Genomic DNA, 19686 nt, shown 5'->3' on the forward strand with positions numbered 1-19686 from the left:
CATGAGTAAATCTGACAACAAAAGACCCCCAGAAGGAGAAATACGCCAAAGTCAAATGCTTTCCAGCTTTGGCCCCGGTTCCATGGTAGATTTACCCAACCATTCTGTAATCATCGCTGGGTTAAATCATTGGCGTGGTGACAAAAAACTGATCTATGAGCCGCGATTAGCAAGTAGAGTTGCTGAAATCTTGGGTGTCAATAGTATTCAACTCTATGCACCACCAATAGACGCACAAAACCCCTGGGATATCCGTACAGGAGTTAAGGCTTTTATTTTCCCTGCTTGGTGTTTAGCTCAAGTTAAGGAAACTTGGGAAGACCCCAGAAATAACATCAAGGGTAAAAAAATTTATCGTACCCGCCCTTTATTACGTTGGACTGATTTAACCGGTGGTAAATATCTCGATGCTCAAAAAAAGAAAGTACCAGTTGTCCCCGTTCGCTTTGTACAAGCTTGCGTTAAAGGACATATCAGTGATATTGATTGGTCTGCTTTTGTCCATGATGGCCCTGATAAAAAATGTCGCGGTCAACTATGGTTAGATGAAGCCGGTTCTGGTAACGACTTTGCCGAAATTTATGTACGCTGCGAAGCTTGTAAAAAACGTCGCCCCCTGGCTAATGCTACTATTCCCAATGGCAAAGTATTGGGGAAATGTCAGGGACACCGCCCCTGGATTGGCCCCTCTGCTCAAGAACTTTCTTGTATTCGTGAATCTACGGGTCAACCAGAATACAATCGTTTATTAGTCAGGTCGGCGAGTAATGCCTATTTCTCCCAAGTCCTAAGCGTGATTTCCCTTCCTGAGCGGGACGCACCTTTACAAAACGCTGTTAATTTAGTGTATGAAGATTTTTTACAATATGCAGAAAGTCTCAGCGATATTCACAAAGAACGCAAAAAGAAAAAAGTAGAGGCGGCGATCGAACAATTTAGCGATGAAGCCGTATGGGAAGAGGTCCAAAGGCGACAAAGTGGAGTGGAAAAACTCTATAAAAGTATTAAACAAGCAGAAATTGAAACCCTACTTTCTAGTCCTGTTGTGGGGGAAGATAAACCAGATGGTAATTTTTATGCAACTGCGCGCAGTTTGGATGATTTAACACCTGCTTTTTCTCCCCTGATTGAAAGAATTGTTTTAGTACATCGCTTACGGGAAGTGATCGCCCAGGTAGGGTTTACACGGTTTGAGGCTGAAATGCCAGATATTGATGGTGAACTAGATATTAATGTTAGGCGTGCGGCCTTGGATACTGAACCTAGTTGGGTTCCAGCCATTGAGAACAAAGGGGAGGGTGTATTTATTGCCTTTCGGACAGAAGCTATAGAAGCTTGGTTACAACGGGAATCAGTGAAAAAACGAGGACGTAAACTGTCTAGGGGGTTTGACATTTGGTGCGCCAACAAAGGTATAGACCAGGAAAAAGACAAGGTGAATTTTCCGGGTTTACCCTATATTATGCTGCATTCATTATCACATCTATTAATTATGTCTGTCTCCCTAGAATGCGGTTATGCTGCTAGTTCTATCCGTGAACGCATCTATGCTAATGAAGGGGGTTATGGTATTCTTTTATATACTGGTTCCTCCGGCTCCGAAGGAACTTTAGGGGGACTGGTAGAAGTTGGTAAACGCATTGAACACCATTTAGAAGTTGCACTAGAGCAAGGGCGATTATGTTCTAATGACCCAGTATGCGCCCAACATCGTCCTGATGATGAACAAGAGGAGCGTTTTTTACATGGTTCCGCTTGTCATGGATGCTTGCTGATTGCGGAAACATCCTGTGAGCGCGGTAATCACTTTTTAGATCGCGCTCTGGTGGTATCTACTCTGGAAGGGTTGGGAACTGAGTTTTTCCCAGATTTACTTTGAAGGGTTGACTGTTGACGGTTGACGGTTGACGGTTGACGGTTGACGGTTGACGGTTGACGGTTGACGGTTGACTGGTCACGGAGGTTCAATCAAAATCGCTGAAATAATGATTTTCTCGTTCCAAACCTCGGTCGCTTGCTGTATAAGAGTTTCAGCCGTTTGATGACTATGCTAAATGCCATTTCAGCCGTTAAGTTTCTTGAACCTCGGAAAGTGCCTCTAGACTTCTTACTGGGACTGTGTTTAAAATGGAAGGGTCCCCACTCGCTGGGGACATTAATCGAATGGAAACCTATCTTGAAAGGAACATTCATACTATCTGAAATCATCCGTCCCCACTCGCTGGGGACATTAATCGAATGGAAACTTACCGGCTCATCGTCTACGACTACCCTAAATACACCTGTTTGTCCCCACTCGCTGGGGACATTAATCGAATGGAAACTATGAAAACCCCTTGGGGGGGTTGAGTTGGGCAAACTGGTCCCCACTCGCTGGGGACATTAATCGAATGGAAACTTCGGGCGATATGGGCTTCCCATCTTTGTAGATAGTTCGTCCCCACTCGCTGGGGACATTAATCGAATGGAAACGTGAGCGTTAACGGTGTCAGGATTAAACATTTTTGAACGTCCCCACTCGCTGGGGACATTAATCGAATGGAAACGGTACGGTAACCACAGGAGCCTTAGTAGGTACGGTAACCGTCCCCACTCGCTGGGGACATTAATCGAATGGAAACAACCCGGCTTTGGGGTTTCCCTTGGAATCCGTAGGTGTCCCCACTCGCTGGGGACATTAATCGAATGGAAACTTTGGCGATCGCGTCCCCAAAGACTTTGTCGTCACGTCCCCACTCGCTGGGGACATTAATCGAATGGAAACTCCCAAAAAGTTCTTATCAAACGAAATCGGAACAAGAAGGTCCCCACTCGCTGGGGACATTAATCGAATGGAAACCGAGAGCAACGTATAAGAATGCGACCCATTTGGGTGTCCCCACTCGCTGGGGACATTAATCGAATGGAAACGAAATAAACTCGAGTTCCAGTGGGTCAAAACCCCAGAAAGGTCCCCACTCGCTGGGGACATTAATCGAATGGAAACCATGATGCCTCCTTAAAGGCTTTAAGTGCACGAAAGAAGTCCCCACTAGCTGGGGACATTAATCGAATGGAAACTGAAGACTATCTTGTTAAACATAAAGTTCCTTTGGAGGTCCCCACTAGCTGGGGACATTAATCGAATGGAAACGACTCGCAGACCGAGGGCGGTCTTTCACAAGTAACGTCCCCACTCGCTGGGGACATTAATCGAATGGAAACCTGGTGATAAAAACACCATGCTTTGGGGGTTCCAGTCCCCACTCCCTGGGGACACCAATCAAATAAAAACAAACAGGCTACGCCGTCTGTGCATCCCCAACCGCCCGGAAATCAATTTCCGGGCTAATAGCGGAAATCGGTTGAAACCGATTAGAAATTGTCTGAATATTTTCATCAATCCTCTTGAGAGGATTTTTGCTTTCAGACGGGGAATTTATTCCCCGGACTGGTTGACTTGATGGTGAGTTTATTCCTTGATGTAGTTGACCTGATTGTGAATCTATGGCGCGATCGCATTGACGATCTAAGGTTATATTCCCGTCCCTTTTAGTGTCTGTATAAAATACTTAGTCGGGTAGAACATAAGACTTACCAAAAGAGGTATAATATTCTTCTGTTGGTTATAGCGAGAATTTTCTCGCTTTTTTTTATATAACAGCACGTGGAGGCTACGGAAAGCCAGTGACTGACCTTGCAGCGGGGGAAATCGTCCGGGTGCGATCGCGCCAATACCTAATAAATTTATCTCCAGAAATTGCAGAACGTTGGAAAGCAACTAAAAATGTGCTTAACCAAGGTGTTGACTCAATAGCTAATTCAAAACAGCAGTTTAGTGAGTCTTTAAAAGCAACAGCAAGTAAACAGACAGGTGAAGTAGTTGATACAGTTATTAATACTTTCCAAAAAGTTAAAGATTCTGTAGATGAAACTTTGCAAAGTGCTGAACAAATCAAAAATACTACATCATCAGCATTGCAAACTGTTGTGACTGATTCTGTAAATAATTGGTTGACTCAACACCCTGGATTTTTGCGGTTTCTTCATCTGTTGGGCTGGGCTGGTAGTCACCCCATTCTCACTATAGTGATTTTGCTGTTTGCGATCGCTTTGATTTGGAGCATTATTAAAGTCATTGTCCGCCTGATTGAAACAGCTAGTTGGTCTTTACTGCAAATTCCAGTTAAATTAATTTGGTCTGTGATTAAAGTTAGCTTTGTTTCTTTGACTAAATTTACAGGTTTTGCTTTTCAATCAGTGAGAGATTCTAAATTAGATAATACGGTAAAAAATTTACCTATAAACTCTGAAACTTTCGATAACAATAAACATCAGCGATTAGCTCAAATCTCTAAACGTTTAGAAGTGATTCAAGCAGAACAACAACAACTTTTAGCAGAAGCAGCAGACTTAATGGCTGGGGAAAATATTGATCATTCCACTATTCATAGCGCCTTGGCGATAACTGAGGAATAATTTTATCCTCCTTTAAATCATTTAGGATTGCTATATGGGTTAATAAACTTGATGAAAATGATAAAATTCAATCAAAAAGGATTGATGATTTTAACTGGTGTCATTTGAAAATCATCAACATTGCGGGTAACTAAAATCAACTGATGATGATGCGCTGTCGCGGCAATCAGACTATCCATTACAGCTAACTTTTTACCTTGCAATTCTGCATTTGCAGAAAATTTTGCCCAACTATCTAAAATCTCATCATTTATCGGTAAAATCTGAGAAGAAAATTCCCTTTCTACTTTTTGCAGCCATATTTTTAGTTTTTGATATCGTTCCATCTGTGAGTTTTGGATTTTATAAATCCCTTTTTTTATTTCAGCGATGGTAACACTACTTAAAAATAGCTGTTCAATTGATTGTTGATTAAACCATTGACTAACTTGGGGGTTGGGAACTTTTTTAAAAAACTCAGACATTATACAAGTGTCAATTAGATAAGTCATATTTCAAAGTTCCTACCTGTGTCTCTATCACGTTCAAATAACGAGGCGATATCATCTTCGGCAGATTCATCATCTATAAAACGTAATCGCTCAAATAAAGGCAGTTCTTTTTTTTGTTGCTGTAAGTAATTGGATAGTATTTTAATGACTGCTTCCTGGGCATTTTCATAGTGACTAACTGCGACAATCTCATTAATTAGTTCATCATCTATTGTAATAATGGTCATTGTTTTTCCCCATTTTTAATAAGTTGTCCAACTATATTGTAAAATATTCTATTTTCGTTGTCAAAATTGCCTGTGATAAATGTGGGGCGTAAGGGTTAATTCTCATCTCTCAAACTTCCAAATCTTTGCACAGCCGTAATACACCCTACTTAATATTTACTCTCTCTTATACAATATATGTACAGCACTTTGCGTAACAATGAGGTACACTGTGTCGATTTTAAAAAAACAAAACTTGACGGTTGATTTATCTGGGCGATCGCCCCTTCCCCCTGTACACTGCTGTATATCCTGAATCTAAGACATAGTTACTGCGGTTAAATCCTCTGGGGTCAAATGGTTGTGAACCACAGCGCCATCACGAAACCAAATAATCCGCTGGGTTTGACGCGCCACCTCTGACTCATGGGTGACCATAATCACGGTAATTCCACTGCGATTTAATTCGGTGAAAATATCTAAAACTTCCTGGGTAGTTTGAGAATCCAGCGCACCGGTGGGTTCATCAGCTAGCAAGACAACGGGACGATTGACAATAGCACGGGCGATCGCCACCCGTTGCTGCTGTCCCCCTGATAATTGAGTGGGTTTGTTATTCAAGCGTTTTTCTAAACCAACCTTGATTAATGCTTCCCTGGCGCGATCGCCTCTTTCCCTGGGGTTGACACCAGCATATGCCATTGGTAACATGACGTTTTCTAATGCTGTGAGTTGGGGTAATAAATGGAACTGTTGGAACACAAACCCCAGTTTGATATTCCGAATTTTTGCCAACTCACCATCATTCATGGTTGCTACATCCAGGCCATCTAAATAATAATGTCCCGTAGTAGGGCGATCCAAACAGCCAATAATATTCATAGCTGTGGATTTACCAGAACCAGATGGACCCATAATTGAGCAATATTCCCCCTCATTGATGGTCAAATTCACATGATTGAGTGCTCTAACTTCCGTTTCTCCACTCCCGTAAATTTTAAAGATATTTTCTAGGCGAATAATTGCTGATGGAGTTGGGGGATGAGCACCAAGAGCTTGAGTAATTGCGATAGTATTTTTCATAGGAAGGGAACAGGGAACAGGGTATAGGAAGGGAATAGGGAAGGTATCACAGACATTAAGCACTTCTTAAAGCCACAATGGGGTCAAGTTGAGCCGCACGACGGGCCGGAACTACACCAAAAAATAAACCAACACCACCGGAGACAAGAACAACCGTCGCAATTGCACCCGGAGAAATTGCTGCTTCTAAGGGGGTGACTGCTGCTACTAGTAGAATACTGCTGACACCGATTGCAGTCCCAACCACACCACCCATAACCGAAACAATTACAGACTCAATCATAAACTGAACTAAAATATCTTGTTGGGTAGCACCGATTGCCTTTCTCAGTCCGATTTCTTGGGTACGTTCGGTGACGGAAACTAGCATAATATTCATAATGCCAATACCACCCACAAATAAAGATATACTAGCGATCGCAGCCAGCATAATAGTTAATGCGCCGGTAATTTGACCGACAATTTGTAAAGCATCCTTTTGGGTATTGATAGTGAAATCATCCTCCCCAGTAATTTTGTGCCGCAACCGCAGTAAATTAGTAATTTGAAACTTAGCTGCATCCACACTCTCGGCATTTTTAGCCGAAACCACAAGATAAGTTAACTCTAATCCGTAGGGAGAAGTGCGCCCCACAATTCTGTTAGCCATAGTCATGAGTGGGATTACCGCTGCTTCGTCGTAATTCACACCTAGATTTGAGCCTTTACCTTCCAGTACCCCAATGACTTGAAAACTGGCATTTTTAATCCGCAACTGTTCACCAACGGGGTTCCTATTCCCAAATAGTCTTTCTGCTAACTCCGCACCTAGAACCACAACTTGGTTATTGCGTCTCATATCTAGGTCTGTAAAAAATCGCCCCATCGCAGTTTCAAAGTCACGAACCGTCAAAAACGAGGGAGTAGTACCAATGATATTGACGTTAGTGTTTTGGTTACGGTATGTGACTACCTCCCGACTATTCAACTCCCCTGCAACTCCTGCTACTGTTGGTACTTGATTAGCGATCGCCTTTGCATCTTCATAAACTAAAGTTTTGGGGACATCCCTAGATATGCGCTGAGTGGCGCGATTACCTGGGATTACAAATAATACATTAGGTCCTAAAGATTCTAATCCTTGGTTAATAAACCTTTGTCCACCTTCGCCGATTCCCATCATGGTAATTACCGAAGCATTCCCGATGACAATCCCCAGCATAGTTAGGGCGCTACGCAACTTATTAGACAGTAGGGTTTTACCCGCCATTTGGATACTTTCTAGGAAATTCATTGGTTATTCCCCCTCTTGTTGTAGTCTGGTGGTGGGTTGACAAACACGCGATCGCCTTGTTTTACTCCCTGTAAAATTTGAGTTTGGTCAGCGATTTGCGCCCCGATGGTCACCTGAGTGAAACTGGGTTGATTTTTCTCATCTGCTACTAATACCCCTGTTTGACCATTTTCGGTAACAATTGCTACTGTTGGTAAGACTAAAGCATCACTAATGCGATCGCCCAAGAAAGTCAAATCCACATTTAAACCAGAGCGCAGTTTTTCTGTACCCGTATCCAGCGCCACCCGCACCTGAAAAGATGTTACACCTTGTTCTACCACCGCTTCGGGAGCGATTAAGCGCACATGACCTTGGAAAACTTGATCTGGATAAGCATCAGCCACAATTTCTACTTGCTGTCCCTGTTCAATTCTGCCAAGATCCACCTCTGGGATTTGAGCGAGTACTTCTAAACCCCGTGCAACCGCCACAATAGAACTAGAAGTCGCCGATGCACTAGTAGAAGCCGAAGTTGTGGGAGTGACAAAAGCGCCGACGTTGGCGTATTTCTGAGTGACAATACCGGAGAACGGCGCACGAATCACACTATCTTGTAAGCGCACTTCTCCCGCCTTAACTTGAGCTTCAGCTGCTTTGACTGCGGCTTGACGTTGAGCAATTTCCTCCGGACGACTACCCTTTTCTAGCAGAACCAATGCGGCTTTAGCCTCGGTGACTGCGGCTTCCCTGACCGCAATTTCTTCATTGCGGCTACCACTTTCCAATAGTGACAAGCGTTTTTGTGCTTCTGCTAAAGCTGCTTTTGCCCTTTGGTGGTCGGTAACATATTGTTCCAATTGGTCCTGAGCAATTGCCCCTTGCTTCAGTAATTCGCCGTATCTGGTTACCCGTGATTGTGTAAGATTTACTAGAGCTTGGGCTGAATCTACCTGGGCTTGAGCTTGGGCAATTTCCTGAGAACGATTCCCCGCACGGGCTTGATTTAACTGCGCCTGGGCTTGGGCTAAACGGGCTTGGGCTTGGGCAATTTCCTGAGAACGACTCCCCGCAAGGGCTTGATCTAACTGCGCCTGTGCTTGGGCTAAATTAGCGCGGTATTGCAGGATTTGCGCCGGGATATCACCCACATCCATCCGCGCCAGAATTTGCCCTTGTTCGACGCGATCGCCTTGTTCTACATATAATTGCGCCAGCACACCGGGGTTTTTGGGACTAATATTCACAGTTTGAACTGGCACTACCTTACCACTGGCTGCAATTCGCAAAGTCACATTTTGTGCTTCTACAGGGACAGTTAATTGAGTAATGTCTTGTTCAGTAGTTCGATTGATCAGATTATAGGTAATAGTTGTACCCACTGCTAAAGAACCCACTGCTATTAACCCAATTGCCCAGCGGAATGGGTGTTTAACTTTTTTGCCCAGGAAGGGAACTTCTACTTGCGTAACCATAAATAAGAATAGCCTACTAATATCACTTAGTCTTAATCACCTGATTAATTGTCAAAATTCCAATCATATTTTGAGACAATTGTCAACATCTGTCCCTCAGGTAAACAACCCAACTAGGATTTACCCTGATATTTGCTTAATCTTTCTTTATATTACATTTTAGTCTTTGTTTATGTCTTCGGCTGAAGTAAGTAATTTTGTGGCTGTTGATGATCTGGTCTATTAACACTCCCGCTGCCGGGGAATGTTAACTGAAATCCGCTATAATATCTTGTGAAAGTCCGGTTTGTCTTTCTGATCAAGCATAGATCGTTTAAGCTAGCTGAAAGATTCCTTGATTTACGGCTAGGAGGCGTTAGTGTGCCTAAACATATTCGGTTAATTTCCCTTCTGGTGATCTGTAGTTTGTGGAGTATGCCTAGGGCAGCTCACGCACAGGCACTGATACCTCATGCATTGCAGCTAGATGCGGAAAAATTAGAACAACAAGGGTTGGCTTTAGCACAAGAAGCAGTTCAACTCGGACAGTTTGGGCAGTTTGACTTGGCTTTACCACGGGCGAGATTGGCTACTCAACTGGCTGCTAATAATGATAAGGTTTGGGTTCTGTTAGGTAGTTTACATTTACAATCGAGAAATTTTGAACCGGCCATCGCAGCATTGGAAAAAGCCCAATCTCTTAATCCCCGAAATCCTGACATTCTGTTTGCTTTGGGTTCGGTTAATTTCCAACAGCAAAATTACCAAGCAGCAGCGACACATTACCAAAAGGGTTTGCAGTTGAAACCCGAAAGCGCAGAAGGATGGTTTGATTTGGGGAATGCTTACTATATGTTAGGTCGATTACCAGAAGCGATCGACCAGTACAATAAATCCCTATCTAAAAATCAAAAATTCTGGCCGGCGATTAATAATATTGGCTTAATCAAATACGAACAGGGGGAGATTGAAACGGCGATACAGCAATGGCGAGCTTCGGTTAAAATAGACAAACAAGCGGCAGAACCGCAATTAGCATTAGCAGTGGCGCTGTATAATCAAGGACAACGCGAACCAGCCCTGTCCATGGGAGAAGCAGCACTCCGCATCGATCAGCGCTATGGTGATTTAGATTTCCTGAAGAAAAATCTCTGGGGTGAGAGATTACTATCTGATGCTGAAAAATTCTTAGCATTACCACCGATTCAAGCGGCTCTACAGCCACAAGAAAACTAACTACCTAGTAGCTGATTCGTGATTGAGATTGACATCTCCCCTGGTTGAAACACAGGGGATTCTAAACTGATGTTCCTACCCCTGCCCAAGCCTTGCTACCCAAAGTTTACGATATGATTTACTTAATCACTTAAATAAATCAACTCGTCTTGGAAGTGTCAAAGCTCCCCTACTCACCTGGGTCTAATGTCATACTTAGCTGTGTGGCTATTGAATGGGAGCATATCAACGGGTTTTTCACCATGTTTGTGGATGCTTTTTTTTATTTTAACTGCACAAAAATACTTTGTTAATACCTGTTAAAACCTTTTTGTTAAGGATACCACAGGATAAATCCTGTTGAGTTGCGTTTCATCCCTACGCTTTAGCGTAGGGGTTCTCACGTTCCCACTATGTTTTGATAGAATCAACATTTATTAGTGGATATCTGTAGGGAGAAGTGCCATAATTTGTTCAACAAACTGTTGATGATCCACAACTGGCTTAGAGATGTAGCCATCAGCACCGCTCTGGTGCAGAAAATTCTCGCGATCGCCTTCCATGGCATGGGCTGTTACCAAAATTACCGGTAAGTTGGCGGTTTTTGGGTGAGATTTCAAGATTTGGGTAATTTTGATCCCATCAACAGACTGACCTTGATAAACGCTTCTCGAGAGGGAGACATCCATTAAAATCAGGTCTGCTTCTCCTGAGTGGGCAATTTTGATGACTTCTTCCACATTTTCTGTATGTTTGACATTCAAGCCACCCCGCTTAGTCAAAATTTTGGAAAAAACGCGAGCATTAATCAGGTCGTCTTCAACAATTAAAACGGTTTTCATGAGAATTTTAGACAATTGTGCTGAAAGTAGCCAAAGGATTTGAGATTAAGTGTAACCTTGGCATACGGGAGATGTGAGATTTATTCTGCCGATAAGCAGCGGAAGTGAACCAAAATCCCCAATCTAAAAAGTTACTATCAACGGATATGACTGATCAAATTGCCACCCCAACATCAAGGATAATACTGCTGCGATTTATCCTGTGAGCACCACTGGCTTGAGACATGGGAGCAAGGCACTGAGGATTTTAATCGCTATGATAAACTACCATCAAAATTGTGTTATGAACCCCATGTCATCCGTTATGCTGCTTATTGCGTGCAGTGTTGAATCCAAGCGACGTTTGTGTAATTAAATTTCAGGGAAAAAACTCATGGCAAAACAGTTAAACCTTCTCCCAAAGGGACAGGTAATCACAACAGCCCTGCATACAGAGATGCAGCGGTCTTACCTAGAATATGCCATGAGTGTGATTGTAGGGCGGGCTTTACCAGACGTGCGTGATGGCTTAAAACCAGTGCACAGGCGGATTTTATATGCCATGCATGAACTAGGTCTAACCCCAGATAGACCCTATCGTAAGTGCGCCCGTGTGGTGGGAGATGTGCTGGGTAAATACCATCCCCACGGTGACCAAGCAGTTTATGATGCCTTAGTCAGGTTAGTTCAGGAATTTTCCAGCCGCTATCCCCTATTGTCAGGACATGGTAACTTTGGCAGCGTCGATAATGACCCCCCAGCAGCCATGCGCTACACAGAAACGCGTCTTGCACCCATCAGCCATGAGGGGATGTTGGCAGAAATTGGTGATGAAACTGTGGAATTTATCGGCAACTTTGATAATTCCCAACAGGAACCTACGGTACTCCCGGCTCAATTGCCTTTTCTGTTGCTCAATGGCTGTTCTGGTATTGCTGTGGGTATGGCCACAAATATTCCTCCCCACAACTTGGGAGAATTAGTTGATGGCTTGATTGCCTTAATTGACCAGCCGGATTTGTCAGATGAAAAACTATGGGAGGTGATTCCTGGTCCGGACTTCCCCACCGGTGGCGAAATAGTCGGTAACTCAGGGATTCGAGACGCATATTCTACTGGTAAGGGTGGAATTGTACTGCGAGGAGTGGCCAAGACGGAGGAAATTGCACCGACTAGGGGTAGTAAGCGGCGCACAGCAATTATTATTACTGAATTACCTTATCAAGTGAATAAGGCTGGCTGGATTGAGAAAGTAGCAGATTTAGTTAATCACGGTCGCCTACAAGGAATTTCTGATCTGCGGGACGAAAGCGATCGCGAAGGGATGCGGGTAGTGATTGAACTCAAACGTGATATCAACCCCCAAGAAGTCCTGCAAAACTTGTATCACCAAACCGCCTTGCAAAGTAATTTTGGGGCGATTCTCTTAGCATTGGTGGATGGACAACCGCGCCAGTTAAGTTTACGCCAGATTTTGCAGGAGTTTTTGAAATTCCGGGAACAAACCCTCAACCGTCGCTATAGTTATGAGTTGGGTAAGGCACAAAGTAGGCTGCATCTGGTGTCAGGGTTGCTCAAAGCATTATCTCAACTGGATCAATTAATTGAAATTTTACGCCAAGCTGCTGATGGTAGTACTGCTAAAATCAACCTTTGTAGCCGTCTGGATTTGAGTGAGGAGCAAGGAGATGCTATTCTGTCTATGCCGTTACGCCGCCTCACGAGTTTAGAACGCTCTAATTTGCAGCGAGAGTTTGAGGAACTCAGCGGAGAAATCGCTGTATTGCAAAGATTACTTAGCGATCGCCAAGAACTACTCAAAAGACTGAAAAAAGACTTGCGATCGCTCAAGCGCAAATATCACAATCCCCGACGGACTAGGCTTTTAGCCCACACTAGTCAAGAGTTACCTCAAAACAAGGGAGCCGAAAGTAAAGATAAATTATATTTAGGCTCAAACAAAGTGGCTCCCGAAAGTTTACCATCTTCTGAACCACCAGAAGAAGTGGTGTTAGAATTCAGCCACCGGGGATATGTGCGTAGACTGCAGCCATCAGGGAAAAAATCGAAAGCCGAAAATGGTCTAGCGGATCATGACTTCATCACCCAAACGGAGTTAACTACAACAGATCAGGAGTTACTACTAATTACCAGTGGTGGCAAACTCTACCCTATGAGTGTGGGAGATATTCCCCCTACGACTGGACGTTCTCCCCGGGGAACACCACTGATTACTATGCTCAGTAGTACGGCTCAAAGTGCTCAGGAAGCGGTGGTTAGTCGTGTCCTCTTACCAGAAAATTCTCAAACTAGGCAGATGGTTGTGCTGACAAAGCAAGGACGAATTAAGCGCCTATCTTTGGGAGAATTTACCAATCTCACCCGTCGGGGAATTACGATTTTGAAGCTCAAAGAAGATGATGAGTTGTTGTTGACCCAGTTAACTACTGCCCAGGACAATCTCATTTTAGCTAGTTCTGGCGGACGCTTGTTAAAGTTTGCTGCTGATGATCAACAACTTCCTCTTATGGGGCGGACTGCTATGGGGTTGCAAGCATTCCGGCTGTTAAAACATCAACACATGGTAGGCTGTGTTACTGTGCCTGGGGAGGATCACCTGTTGCTGGTGACTGAACAAGGATATGCCAAACGGCTACCTGTGAGTGATTTAAAACGAGCTGATCGGGGTAATTTAGGCACACAAGCCCTGAAATTTGCCACTAAAACGGATCATTTAGTTGGGATGGTTAGGGCGATCGCCTCTGCTGAGGTGGCACTGGTGACTAATAAAGAGCGTGTTGTACGCATTAGAGTAGAGACTGTGCCCATTTTGGGTAGAGATGGTCAGGGTGAAAGCATTCTTGACCTGCACCGGGATGAAAGAGTGATCACGGTGATGCTAGTCGGACTGTAATCCGCATACACTAATTTATAACTATGGGAACCTCACGCAGCTTCTATGTGTGGGGTTTTTAGCGTCATAAATCATAAACTTTACTATTAATCAATATAATTTCCCGGCTAGGTATTCCCAAAATAATCGCTAATATCCGTATTTTTGTGGGCAAATCACCCAACTAATCATATATTTATTGAGAATAAATCTTAATATTTATGTAAAATAGTTGTAATTTCTGCATATCTACCCAGTGATAGATGCTTTTCTAGCCTTATCAGCAATAAATACCTAAGTCAAGATATCGCAACAAATCATAAATAAATGTTGTATTTCTAAACTATTTGTTATATTATTTTACATAAGGCAATAATATATAGTTAGGAGTGCCAACCATGACAAACGCAACAAACGTTAATGCCCCCGTAACTGAAGATCGCAACGCTTGGCGTTGGGGCTTTACACCCCAGGCGGAAATCTGGAATGGTCGCTTGGCGATGATTGGCTTTTTAGCAGCTGCCCTGATTGAGTTGTTTTCTGGTCAAGGCTTCCTTCATTTTTGGGGCATTCTGTAAGTTTGATATACAGAAATAGGTAGATAAAAAAAATCAATAAAAAAACCTGGCACTACCAGGTTTTTTTATTTGTGGTTCATTTTTGCATTATTGACCTACTGCAAGCTGCCGAAGTAGTCTTACAGTCGCTCCTCGCCCATTTAAAGTCGTGCCGATGCCCCATGCCGACCATTTTAGACTCTACTGTACTGCACGCTAAACAGCAAGAGCTATGCAGGACAGACGAAAGCCGTCCTAGAAGGACGTTGCTGTGTATCCCACTCCTTTGGTCAAACTAATGACTAATGACTAATGACTAATGACTAATGACTAGCGAATATATTCCTTAAGAACACTATTGCGATTGGGATGACGTAACTTACGGAGTGCTTTAGCCTCAATTTGACGAATCCGTTCCCGGGTGACGTTGAAAATCTGCCCAATTTCCTCTAGAGTCTTCATGCGACCGTCATCTAAACCATAGCGGAGTCGGAGTACATCACGTTCACGAGGGCTGAGACTATCAAGGACTTTTTCTAGGTCTTCACGCAGCAGATTTTTGGAAACCTGATCTTCTGGAGTTTCACCATCGGATTCAATAAAGTCGCCCAATCGAGAATCTTCTTCTTTACCGATAGGGGTTTCTAGTGAAATGGGTAACTGGGCAGATTTGGCAATAAACCGCAACTTCTCGATGGTCATTTCCATGCGAGTAGCGATTTCTTCTTCAGTGGGTTTGCGACCCATTTCTTGAGATAGCAACTTGGTAGTTTTCTTAATCCGGGAAATGGTTTCGTAGAGATGAACCGGTAGGCGAATAGTACGGGATTGATCAGCGATCGCCCGGGTAATAGCTTGACGAATCCACCATGTAGCGTATGTAGAAAACTTATAACCTTTTTCGTGGTCAAACTTTTCTGCGGCGCGAATCAAACCAAGACTACCTTCTTGAATTAAGTCTTGGAAAGACAAACCACGATTCATGTATTTCTTGGCAATTGACACCACAAGACGCAGGTTCGATTGCACCATTTTATCTTTTGCCCGGCGACCAATATGCAGGCGATAACGAAATGCTGGCAATGGCAATTGTACAGCTTCTGCCCATTCCCGATATTCAGGTTCCCGTTCTAACTGCTCTTGCAGTCTATCCCGCACCCTTTCCAATTCCAGTAAATCAGCGATTTTCCGCGCCAATTCGATTTCCTCATCTGCCCGCAATAGGCGAATCCGGCCAATTTCTTGCAAATAAAGGCGAATAGAGTCTTCAGTGTAGTGCTTTTTCTTGCTTTGTGTCCGACGACGTGATTTAGCGGCTTTTCCAGACTTTATGTCGTCCTCATCAGACTGAGGCTCTAAAAACTCATCTTCGCCATCATCATTAATCAGCAAGTCCTCTTCTTCTTCTTCTTCTTCGACTAAGAGTTCTAACTCGAGCTCAGGCTGATTTATTATTTCTAGGTCAGGCTGATAAATGCTTTCGAGTACGTTGTTAGCCTGGTTCATGCCGCGTTCCTCATGCTCCTTGCAGAATCAATTACTCAAGATGTGTTTACTGCTCTATTAACCGAGCTATTTCACTACCGAAAATAGGTTTTTAGGCTGACTTCCCGGAAGTTTTTCTCCTCTGTGAGAGGACTGTTTGATGATATGTAGAAAGTCATATTACTGACTTGCTCATTTTAGTTAGAAATCATATGTGTTGCTATGACATACAACTTTTAACCAAGTTTAAACAAATATTTGTCTTGATCCCAAAAACCTACCACTCCATATAACCAAAATATGAGTGTAATATGAATGTTGGCATATTTTCTGATAAAGACTTTTCCGATTGTAGCGTGTTTCACAAAAATTGCACTCTTTTTGTGTGTTAATCATGATGCAATTGTGCAAAGTCAAGCCGCTAATAACTAAAAGATATTAGAAATGGTAGTCATACCCTGAAATTTTTAACTTTCTCCCTTCTAGTGGCGTTATGTTTACATTCAAAGGAAACTACACCCGCTATTACATACATTTAAGTATGATATGCAACATTAACTACATAGCAGCCGTTTTGTTAATCTTAACTTAAGCGAGAAATACTAATGCACCCATTTTTACATTTCCTTCATAAACAACTCAATTTTTAGATTTGCACGGAGCTTTTGGCACCGTAAATACAGTCATAATCATCATGCTTGTCTTCAGACACGGAACTTTAGCTCTGCCAAATGCCTCAACTAGGGAGTTAAGGCTGTGGTGTCATCAGCAAAATGACCAACAGTTGAGATTTGACTGATTCGTCTTATTCACACATTAGCGCACTGCCGAGATTTCTACCTTATGATAGTTGACAAACTGTTCTTATTGTATACACCGATATTTTAATCAATTCAGAGGAATTTTAACAGTTAAAATTACAGATTTTAGACTTAAGTAGACTAATATCTAAATTATACCGGTAATATCATAGACATCACCCCGGCAATCCCAAGAAGGTATAAGCAGTCAGAATTCCCAACATCAAACAGTCAGATTATTGGTTGCTCACCCACTGGCGGCGTGGCTGTAAGTCATAACATTGTTAAATCTAATACTCTTACTCTAGGGACAATGTTGTGATTACGCGATATTTAATCTTTAAGATATTGAGCTAATTCCGCTGGGTAGAAGAAATTAAGCTTTGCTATTCAAGCATAACAAATGCTTTTCTAACTTGTGGGTGAATTTCACCCATAACTTAGATTTAGATATCGATGCTTTTGACTCTGACTAAAGTGCCAATACAATCTAGTTGGCATATACTTGACAAAAATTTGTTTTTGTGATATTTCTACCATTGAAAAAATTATAGTTATGCTAGTTTTATCTTGATGTATTATATCAAACAATTTGACCAGACAAGAAATCACCAAGCAAATTTCCCCGGTTTTGATTCGACGGGGAAATTTAAGCAGGGAATATTGCTGTTGATAAAATTATTTGAGTTCTAGCTTGTGGTCTAAGTATCGGGGAAATCTGATGGCAGAATTACCCGATAAACTATTTGACACTCTGATGGTGTAAAGACACTGAGATCCGGTCGTCAAACATCGTCTACCCAGTCGGCTAAAGTCTAAGCCTAGTTTTCCCTCTCAGGGCTAAAACCGCTGAGTTTCCCGCTGACAGCGATATTTTTATGAACAATCAGGTTTTTCGCCATTTTCGTTATCAACGCTATATCAAGGGATTTAGATATCTAAGTATTTAGATATCTAAATCCGTGAGATTGAGTTTAGAAGCATAGGTTTCGATGAATTCGCGTCTGGGTGCAACGCGATCGCCCATTAAAATTGTAAAAATGCGATCAGCTTCCGCAGCGTCTTCAATTTCCACCTGCTTCATTTTCCTGGTTTCTGGGTTCATGGTCGTGTCCCAGAGTTGTTGAGGCATCATTTCACCCAAACCTTTGAAACGTTGGATGGTATAGTTAGCGTTGCTGGGGAATTGAGCAATTTTTTGTTGTAATTCCCGATCGCTATAGCAATACTCATGATTGCGTCCCCGTTCTAATTTAAATAGTGGTGGACAAGCAATATATATAAAACCCTGTTCAATGAGCGATCGCTGATATCGATAGAAGAAAGTTAACAATAGTGTACGGATGTGCGCCCCATCAACATCAGCATCAGTCATAATCACAATGCGATGATAACGCAGTTGGGAAGCGTCAAATTCGTCACCTTTTACCCCTAAACCCAGGGCTGTAATTAATGCTTGGACTTCGTTATTTTTATAGATTTTAGCGTCGTCTGTCTTCTCGATATTGAGGATTTTACCACGAAGGGGGAGGATGGCTTGGGTACGGCGATCGCGTCCTTGTTTAGCACTCCCACCTGCTGAGTCGCCCTCCACGATAAAGATTTCCGACTCTGCTGGGTCACGAGAACTGCAATCTGCTAATTTACCTGGTAAGGGTGAAGATTCCAGAACAGATTTGCGCCGCACTAACTCCCGCGCATGACGAGCTGCTTCGGCCGCTTTAAAGGCTTGAATAGCTTTATCTAAAATCGAGTCAGCGATTCCCGGATGAAATTCTAAATACTCACTGAGGACTTCTCCCACCAAAGAATCAACAATCCCGCGAACTTCAGTATTACCCAGTTTGGTTTTAGTTTGTCCTTCAAATTCTGGGTCGGGGACTTTCACAGAAATTACTGCTGTCAAACCTTCCCGCACGTGTTCGCCACTGAGGTTAGATTCATTCTCTTTAATTTTATTGCGCTTGCGAGCGATGGCATTTAAAGTGCGAGTCAGAACCGCCTTTAACCCTTCTAAGTGAGTACCACCATCAACGGTGCGAATATTATTAGCAAACCCCAGCACATTGTCTGTGTAAGCATCAGTACACCACTGTAAAGAAACTTCTACTTGTACATTATTGCGTTCTCCATGCACATAAATAATTTCTTCGTGTAGTGGTTGCTTCTCGCGGTTCAAATAACCAACATACTCTTTAATTCCACCCTTGTATTCGTAGGTTTCTACCCTGGGTGTATCGCTTTTGAGCAGTTCCAGGCGATGGTCGCTAAAGGTAATTTTGACACCTGCATTTAGATACGCCAGTTCCCGCAGGCGACCTGCTAAAGTCATGTAATCAAACTCAATACCAGTAGTAAAGATTTGGTAATCTGGCTTAAATTTGACAGAAGTCCCGGTTCTGCCATCTTTTTCAGGCTTTACTTGCAGTTCAGTAACTGGTAGACCTCTTTCATAGCGCTGGACATGAACCTTATAATCCCGCCAAACAGTCACTTCTACTAGTTCCGACAGGGCGTTAACTACGGAAATCCCCACCCCGTGTAATCCCCCAGATACCTTGTAACCACCACCCCCAAACTTACCCCCAGCGTGTAGTACGGTTAACACAGTTTCCAAAGCAGATTTCCCCGTGCGCGAGTGAGTGTCGGTGGGAATACCCCGACCATCATCTGTGACGGTCACGGAACCATCAGCATTGATATCCACTTCTATATGGGTACAGTGACCCGCCAAAGCTTCATCAATAGAGTTATCTACCACCTCATAAACTAAATGGTGGAGTCCTCGCGGCCCTGTAGTCCCGATGTACATCCCTGGCCGTTTGCGGACGGCTTCCAGACCTTCCAGAACTTGAATCTGATCGGCACTGTAACTGCTCGTCATGAAAATTCTCCTGATGCGTGGGTTGAAAGTCGCCCAAAAACAAAAAAGTTAAAACACCCCAAAATTATAACACAAAAGGGTTAATGA

General features: G+C 43.0%; 13 protein-coding genes and 1 CRISPR repeat array. Of the genes, 5 read left to right on the forward strand and 8 right to left on the reverse strand.

The features are described from left to right. Position 1: 1 nt before the first annotated feature. Both drmB and NWP22_RS09000 read left to right on the forward strand, forming a co-directional pair. A complete protein-coding gene (gene drmB, locus NWP22_RS08995) occupies positions 2-1879 on the forward strand; it encodes a DrmB family protein (protein WP_280801761.1) in 1878 nt (625 codons plus the stop codon). A gap of 256 nt (positions 1880-2135) precedes the next feature. Continuing rightward, positions 2136-3274: direct repeats of the CRISPR family, unit length 36 nt; unit sequence GTCCCCACTCGCTGGGGACATTAATCGAATGGAAAC. Between the two features lie 392 nt (positions 3275-3666). Further along, the gene (locus NWP22_RS09000; RefSeq protein WP_280801762.1) at positions 3667-4458 is read left to right on the forward strand and encodes a hypothetical protein; all 792 of its coding nucleotides are present in this window, start codon (positions 3667-3669) and stop codon (positions 4456-4458) included. Between the two features lie 71 nt (positions 4459-4529). Here NWP22_RS09000 and NWP22_RS09005 read toward each other — a convergent pair whose 3' ends face one another. The 5 genes from NWP22_RS09005 to NWP22_RS09025 all read right to left on the reverse strand — a co-directional run bounded on the left by NWP22_RS09005 (position 4530) and on the right by NWP22_RS09025 (position 8965). Further along, positions 4530-4949, reverse strand: coding sequence for a type II toxin-antitoxin system VapC family toxin (locus NWP22_RS09005; RefSeq protein ID WP_280792726.1), 420 nt, complete (start codon positions 4947-4949; stop codon positions 4530-4532). Next, the gene (locus tag NWP22_RS09010; protein ID WP_280792725.1) at positions 4946-5176 is read right to left on the reverse strand and encodes a type II toxin-antitoxin system VapB family antitoxin; all 231 of its coding nucleotides are present in this window, start codon (positions 5174-5176) and stop codon (positions 4946-4948) included. Before NWP22_RS09010 ends, NWP22_RS09005 begins: the two co-directional genes overlap by 4 nt. Before the next feature lie 297 nt (positions 5177-5473). Beyond that, positions 5474-6238 (reverse strand): ABC transporter ATP-binding protein, encoded by a 765-nt coding sequence (locus tag NWP22_RS09015; RefSeq protein WP_280801763.1) that lies wholly within the window; start codon positions 6236-6238, stop codon positions 5474-5476. 55 nt (positions 6239-6293) lie between these two features. Then, entirely contained in the window at positions 6294-7511 is a 1218-nt protein-coding gene (locus NWP22_RS09020) for an ABC transporter permease (protein WP_280801764.1), read from the reverse strand. Then, on the reverse strand, positions 7508-8965 hold the full coding sequence (locus NWP22_RS09025; protein ID WP_271731798.1) for an efflux RND transporter periplasmic adaptor subunit: 1458 nt from the start codon (positions 8963-8965) through the stop codon (positions 7508-7510). Before NWP22_RS09025 ends, NWP22_RS09020 begins: the two co-directional genes overlap by 4 nt. 360 nt (positions 8966-9325) lie before the next feature. Here NWP22_RS09025 and NWP22_RS09030 point away from each other — a divergent pair, with 360 nt between their 5' ends. Further along, positions 9326-10180 carry a tetratricopeptide repeat protein gene (locus NWP22_RS09030; protein WP_271731799.1) on the forward strand — a complete coding sequence of 285 codons (855 nt, stop codon included), beginning with the start codon at positions 9326-9328 and terminating at the stop codon, positions 10178-10180. A 416-nt stretch (positions 10181-10596) separates the two neighbouring features. Here the strand turns inward: NWP22_RS09030 and NWP22_RS09035 are convergent, their stop codons facing one another. Further along, positions 10597-11001 (reverse strand): response regulator, encoded by a 405-nt coding sequence (locus tag NWP22_RS09035; protein ID WP_271731800.1) that lies wholly within the window; start codon positions 10999-11001, stop codon positions 10597-10599. A gap of 373 nt (positions 11002-11374) precedes the next feature. Between NWP22_RS09035 and gyrA the strand changes: the two genes are divergently transcribed. Continuing rightward, positions 11375-13894, forward strand: a complete 2520-nt coding sequence (gyrA, locus tag NWP22_RS09040; protein WP_271731801.1) for a DNA gyrase subunit A — start codon at positions 11375-11377, stop codon at positions 13892-13894. A gap of 377 nt (positions 13895-14271) precedes the next feature. Further along, complete coding sequence (locus NWP22_RS09045) at positions 14272-14451, forward strand: chlorophyll a/b-binding protein (RefSeq protein WP_200987555.1); 180 nt, start codon at positions 14272-14274, stop codon at positions 14449-14451. 309 nt (positions 14452-14760) lie between these two features. Here NWP22_RS09045 and rpoD read toward each other — a convergent pair whose 3' ends face one another. Next, entirely contained in the window at positions 14761-15936 is a 1176-nt protein-coding gene (rpoD, locus tag NWP22_RS09050; protein ID WP_271731803.1) for an RNA polymerase sigma factor RpoD, read from the reverse strand. A gap of 1725 nt (positions 15937-17661) precedes the next feature. Further along, on the reverse strand, positions 17662-19599 hold the full coding sequence (gene gyrB, locus NWP22_RS09055) for a DNA topoisomerase (ATP-hydrolyzing) subunit B (RefSeq protein WP_271731804.1): 1938 nt from the start codon (positions 19597-19599) through the stop codon (positions 17662-17664). Between the last annotated feature and the right edge of the window lie 87 nt (positions 19600-19686).

It is taken from the genome of Anabaenopsis tanganyikae CS-531 (assembly GCF_029891675.1).
Taxonomy (GTDB): Bacteria; Cyanobacteriota; Cyanobacteriia; order Cyanobacteriales; family Nostocaceae; genus Anabaenopsis; species Anabaenopsis arnoldii.

What these genes read in the sequence shown, in the direction of transcription:
- drmB (WP_280801761.1), top strand. Translation starts at nt 2, where the DNA reads ATGAGTAAATCTGACAACAAAAGACCCCCAGAAGGAGAAATACGCCAA.
- NWP22_RS09005 (WP_280792726.1), bottom strand. Translation starts at nt 4,949, where the DNA reads ATGACTTATCTAATTGACACTTGTATAATGTCTGAGTTTTTTAAAAAA.
- NWP22_RS09010 (WP_280792725.1), bottom strand. Translation starts at nt 5,176, where the DNA reads ATGACCATTATTACAATAGATGATGAACTAATTAATGAGATTGTCGCA.
- NWP22_RS09015 (WP_280801763.1), bottom strand. Translation starts at nt 6,238, where the DNA reads ATGAAAAATACTATCGCAATTACTCAAGCTCTTGGTGCTCATCCCCCA.
- NWP22_RS09020 (WP_280801764.1), bottom strand. Translation starts at nt 7,511, where the DNA reads ATGAATTTCCTAGAAAGTATCCAAATGGCGGGTAAAACCCTACTGTCT.
- NWP22_RS09025 (WP_271731798.1), bottom strand. Translation starts at nt 8,965, where the DNA reads ATGGTTACGCAAGTAGAAGTTCCCTTCCTGGGCAAAAAAGTTAAACAC.
- NWP22_RS09035 (WP_271731800.1), bottom strand. Translation starts at nt 11,001, where the DNA reads ATGAAAACCGTTTTAATTGTTGAAGACGACCTGATTAATGCTCGCGTT.
- gyrA (WP_271731801.1), top strand. Translation starts at nt 11,375, where the DNA reads ATGGCAAAACAGTTAAACCTTCTCCCAAAGGGACAGGTAATCACAACA.
- NWP22_RS09045 (WP_200987555.1), top strand. Translation starts at nt 14,272, where the DNA reads ATGACAAACGCAACAAACGTTAATGCCCCCGTAACTGAAGATCGCAAC.
- rpoD (WP_271731803.1), bottom strand. Translation starts at nt 15,936, where the DNA reads ATGAACCAGGCTAACAACGTACTCGAAAGCATTTATCAGCCTGACCTA.
- gyrB (WP_271731804.1), bottom strand. Translation starts at nt 19,599, where the DNA reads ATGACGAGCAGTTACAGTGCCGATCAGATTCAAGTTCTGGAAGGTCTG.